We start from the raw sequence: 4,144 nt of genomic DNA, 5'->3' as shown, positions 1-4,144 counted from the left end.
CATACGCACGACGCGTGGACGGTGCTGATCGTCGACGAGGGGGCGGTGCGGTACGACCTGGATCGGCATGAGCACGGGCTGGCGCAGGCGCAGGTTTCGTTGCTGCCGCCGCATGTGCCGCACGACGGGCGGTCCGCCCGGCCGGGAGGGTTCCGCAAGCGCGTGCTGTATCTGGCGCCTGATCGGCTGCACGAGGGGCTGATCGGGGCGGCGGTCGATCAGCCGGAGTACGTCGACCCGTTGCTGAGGCACCGGATCCACCAGTTGCACCGGGTGCTGCGGGACGGGCAGGAGGACCTGGAGGCCCAGAGCCGGCTGCTGTTCATCGAAGAGAGGCTCCAGCAGCACCTCACCCGGCAGGTCCGAGCGGCAGACGCCTCCGGCCCGCTGACGGAGGAGGGCGGGGCCGGTCGGCGGGACGCCGGTGTCGCCGGGGAGTTGCGGGAGCTGCTGGATTCGCGGGTTGCGGACGGGATCAGCCTGGATGAGGCGGGGCGCATCATCCATGCGCATCCGGTGCACCTCGTACGGGCGTTCAGCCGGGAGTACGGGATGCCGCCGCACCGGTATCTGACCGGGCGCCGGGTCGACCTTGCCCGGCGGTACCTGCTGGACGGACGTCCGGCGGGCGAGGTGGCGACGCTGGCCGGGTTCTACGACCAGTCGCACCTCAACCGCCACTTCAAGAAGGTGCTCGGCGTCACACCGAAGAGCTTTGTGACTCCTTAGCAGCACCCTTGTACGCGCGGACACCCCAGGTGCCAAGCAGCGCCGCGATCGCGAAGTTCACGATGATCAGGATCGTGTGCGCCACGTAGTACCCGGTCGGCCGGCCCTCGGTGTCGGCGAGCGCCTTGATGAACCGCGCGTACGTGACGACGTTCCAGACCGCGATGGCCAGCAGGACAATGGCGTGTTTCCGTTCGAGTTTCACCTAGCCATTGTGACCAGGCCGGTCCACCGTCCGGAGCAGCTGGGTCCGGTTCGCCACCCCGAAGCGCCGGTACAGGCGGGTGAGCTGGGACTCGACCGCCTTCACCGACAGGTACAGCGCGGCGGCGATCTCGCGGTTCGTGGAGCCGTCGCGGACCATCGACACGATCTGCTGCTCGTTGTCGGTCAGCTCCGACGGCTGCCGGCTGCGGCTCGGTACGTCGAGGCGCGCCAGCTCGGTCTCCGCGACCTCCCGCCAGGCGGGTGCGCCGTACGCCTCGAACTGCTCGATCGCGTCCAGGAACGCGGTCCGGGCGACCGAACGCCGGCGCGCCTGGCGGGCGATCCGGCCGCGGGTCAGCTCGCCGCGCGCCAGGTCGAGCGGATAGACCCGGTCCCCCGCCGTACTCAGGGACTTCTCCAGCAGCTCCAGCGCCGCGGCCGGGTCGCCCTGCTTGGCGACCAGCAGCGCCTCGGCGCGGTCCAGGCCGAGCTTCACCACGACCCGGTCCAGGTTCTCGGCGCGGGTCCGGATCTCGGCGATCAGCGCGGCCGCGTCGTCCAGCCGCCCGGCGGCGACCAGCGCCTCGGCGTAGTCGGCGTGCCACGGGATGATCGCCGGGTCGAACGGCATCGCGGTGTCCCCGGACTCGGCGATCGCGTCGAACGCCTCGACGGCCCGCTGCGGGTCGCCGGTGAGGACGCCGATCATCCCGTTCACCGCCAGTGCCGGGCCGGTCCACTCGTCGTTCCCGACCAGGCGGACCTCGGCCAGCGCGGCCTCGGCGAGCTGCCGCGCCGGCGCCGCCGTACCGCCGGCCCACTCGGCGCGGCTCGCGATCACCAGGCCGACCTCGGACTCGTCGCCGATGTCCTGCATCAGCTGGTGACACTCGTGCCCGGCGGCGAGCGCGTCGGCACCGCGGCCGCTGCGCTCGTAGATCGCGGTCGCGGAGATCAGTACGGACGCCAGCCAGCGCATCGCGCCGTGGTCGCGGACCTCGTCGGCGAGCGCGTTGATCGCGATGATCGCCGCGTCGGTCCGGCCGCGGAACAGCTCCTGCATCGCGGCCATCTGGCGGGCGTTGACGGTGGTCCGGGTGAGCGGCAGGCCCTTCGCGAGCTCTGCGGCCTGCTGCATCAGCGTGTCCGCGGACTCGCCGGCGTCGCGGACGACCAGCACCGAGCTGGCGGCGCTCAACGCGTCGACGACCGCCTCGGTGTCACCGGCCTCCCGGGCCAGCTGCTCGGCGATCCGCGCGTCCTCCTGCGCCTCGTCGAGGCTGCGATCGAAGTAGTGGCTGTTCGCGCGCTCGATCCGGACCCGCGCCTCGAGCGCCTTGTTCCCGGCCGCGGCCGCGAACGCCTCGGCCAGCAACTCCACCCGGCGGTCCCGCTCCGGCCAGACCGCGTCGGCGCAGAGCAGCAGCGCCGGCACCTTGGTCTCCGGCGTGGTCGCGACCTGCGCGGCGAGCTGCGCCATGTCGGCCGACTCGGCGGGGTGGCCGGCGGCGACCGCGTCGTCGGCGGCCCGGGTGAGCCTGCGGGCGCGCTCGTCGGGCTCGGTGACCGGCGTACGTTCCGCGCTCAGCCGCCACAGGTTCGCGGCGGCGCCCGGTGCGCCACGCCCGGCGGCGACCGTCGCGGCCTCCTCGATCGCGGCGGCCAGCTGTACGTCGGCCTCTTGGGTGGCGAGCGCGCGATGGGTCGCGTTCTCGACCGGTTCGTCGACCACCGCGGCGAGCTTGGCGTGTGCGCGGCGACGGTCCGCCGAGGTCGCCTCGGCGTACACGAACTCGCGGAGCAGCGGGTGCGTGAAGCGGAGCCGCTCGGCGGAGACGTCGATCAGGCCGAGCGTCTCGGCCGCGGCCAGGTCGGCGTCGATCGGGCGGTCCAGCGACCGGGCGAGCTGGGTCGTGGTCGGCCGCGGCGACGACGCGGCGTGCAGCAGCAGCTCGTGCGTCCCGGCGGACATGTCGGCGAGCCGCTCGCTGAGCAGGGTCTTCAGCCGGTTCGAGACCGGGAGCGGGTCGTTGGGCGAGACGCTCTTCGGATGCCGCAGTACGGCGCGACCGAGCTCCAGCGCCATGAACGGGTTGCCGGCGCCGGCGGCGAAGATGCGGCGCGCCGTACGGACCGGGAGCGGGCTGGACAGCCGCTGCCGGAGCAGGCGCAGTACGTCGGGCTCGGTCAGCGGTGGGACCTCGAGCTGCAGGACCGGCTCCGGGCACGCCTCGGCCATCACCGGGAGGTCGCCGTCGGCCACCTGCTCGGTCGCCAGCACGTGCACGCCCTCGGACAGGCGGCGAGCACAGAACGTGAGCACTTCGAGGCTGGACGGGTCGACCCACTGGATGTCGTCGACGACGATCAGCACGGGTCCCGTCGCGGCCAGGCGGCGGAGGACGTGCAGTACGGCGAGACGTACCGCGAGCTCGTCACGGACCGTGTCCGGCGCGCTGGCCTTCAGCAGCGCGACCTCGAGCGGCTGGCGGAGGTGGTCGGGCAGCACCTGCCAGGCGAACTCGAGCTGGCCGGAGAGCAGGTCCAGGAGCGTGACGTACGGCAGGCCGGCCTCGGAGTTGGACGGCGCCGCGCTGAGCATCCGGCAGCCCTTCCGGGCGAAGTCGGCGACCAGCGCCCGGCCGAGCGCGGACTTCCCGATACCGGTCGGGCCGTAGAGCAGCACGCTGCCGCTGGTCTCGAGCTGCTTTGTTGCGCGCTCGACCAGTCCGGCACGTCCGACCAGCTCGTCGTCTGTCAAATCTGGCTCCCTGAAGGCCGCTCCTTTTGATTGATATGGCCTTCAGGGATTATCACAGTCCGCAGACGAAAGAACACGGCACGATGGTGCCGGGGCACGCCTGGGCCCCGGCGACCGTGCGTGAGCTGCTAGATGGATTCCAGGTCCCGTTCGATCGCCGCCAGCTCGGCCTCGGTGCCTTGCACCTTCGGCCCGGTGAACCAGCGGCGGGCGGACAGGAGCCAGTACCCGGCCGCGAAGCCGAGCACCACCAGTACCGCGATCGGCGTGTAGTTGAACGTGCTACCGGTGACCGGGCTGACCTGGGGCAGCATGAACAGGATCGTGATGAAGACGACCCAGACGATCGCGACGATGCCGATCGGCCGGCTCCAGCGGCCGAGGTTCCACGGGCCGGGCTGGAAGCGGTCGCCCTGCAGCAACCGGAGCAGCGTGGGCAGGACGTAG

General features: G+C 72.1%; 3 protein-coding genes and 1 pseudogene. 1 reads left to right on the top strand and 3 read right to left on the bottom strand.

Annotated elements, in window-relative coordinates; all coding sequences use genetic code 11:
* Nucleotides 1–729, top strand: a 729-nt coding sequence (locus tag VFF46_RS31000) for an AraC family transcriptional regulator (protein WP_325040782.1), incomplete at its 5' end; no start/stop codon positions are given.
* Here the strand turns inward: VFF46_RS31000 and VFF46_RS30995 are convergent.
* The 3 genes and pseudogenes from VFF46_RS30995 to VFF46_RS30985 form a co-directional block, all read right to left on the bottom strand.
* Nucleotides 701–934, bottom strand: coding sequence for an SCO4848 family membrane protein (locus VFF46_RS30995; RefSeq protein ID WP_325040781.1), 234 nt, complete (start codon nt 932–934; stop codon nt 701–703). The genes VFF46_RS31000 and VFF46_RS30995 overlap by 29 nt on opposite strands.
* A complete protein-coding gene (locus VFF46_RS30990) occupies nt 935–3,697 on the bottom strand; it encodes a helix-turn-helix transcriptional regulator (RefSeq protein WP_325040780.1) in 2,763 nt (920 codons plus the stop codon).
* Between the two features lie 128 nt (nt 3,698–3,825).
* Nucleotides 3,826–4,144, bottom strand: a pseudogene (locus VFF46_RS30985) (amino acid permease); the annotation flags it as partial.

Source organism: Kribbella sp. (assembly GCF_035655035.1).
GTDB lineage: Bacteria > Actinomycetota > Actinomycetes > Propionibacteriales > Kribbellaceae > Kribbella.
The sequence above is the reverse complement of the archived record's forward strand: the minus strand, read 5'-3'. Positions and strand labels throughout refer to the sequence as shown.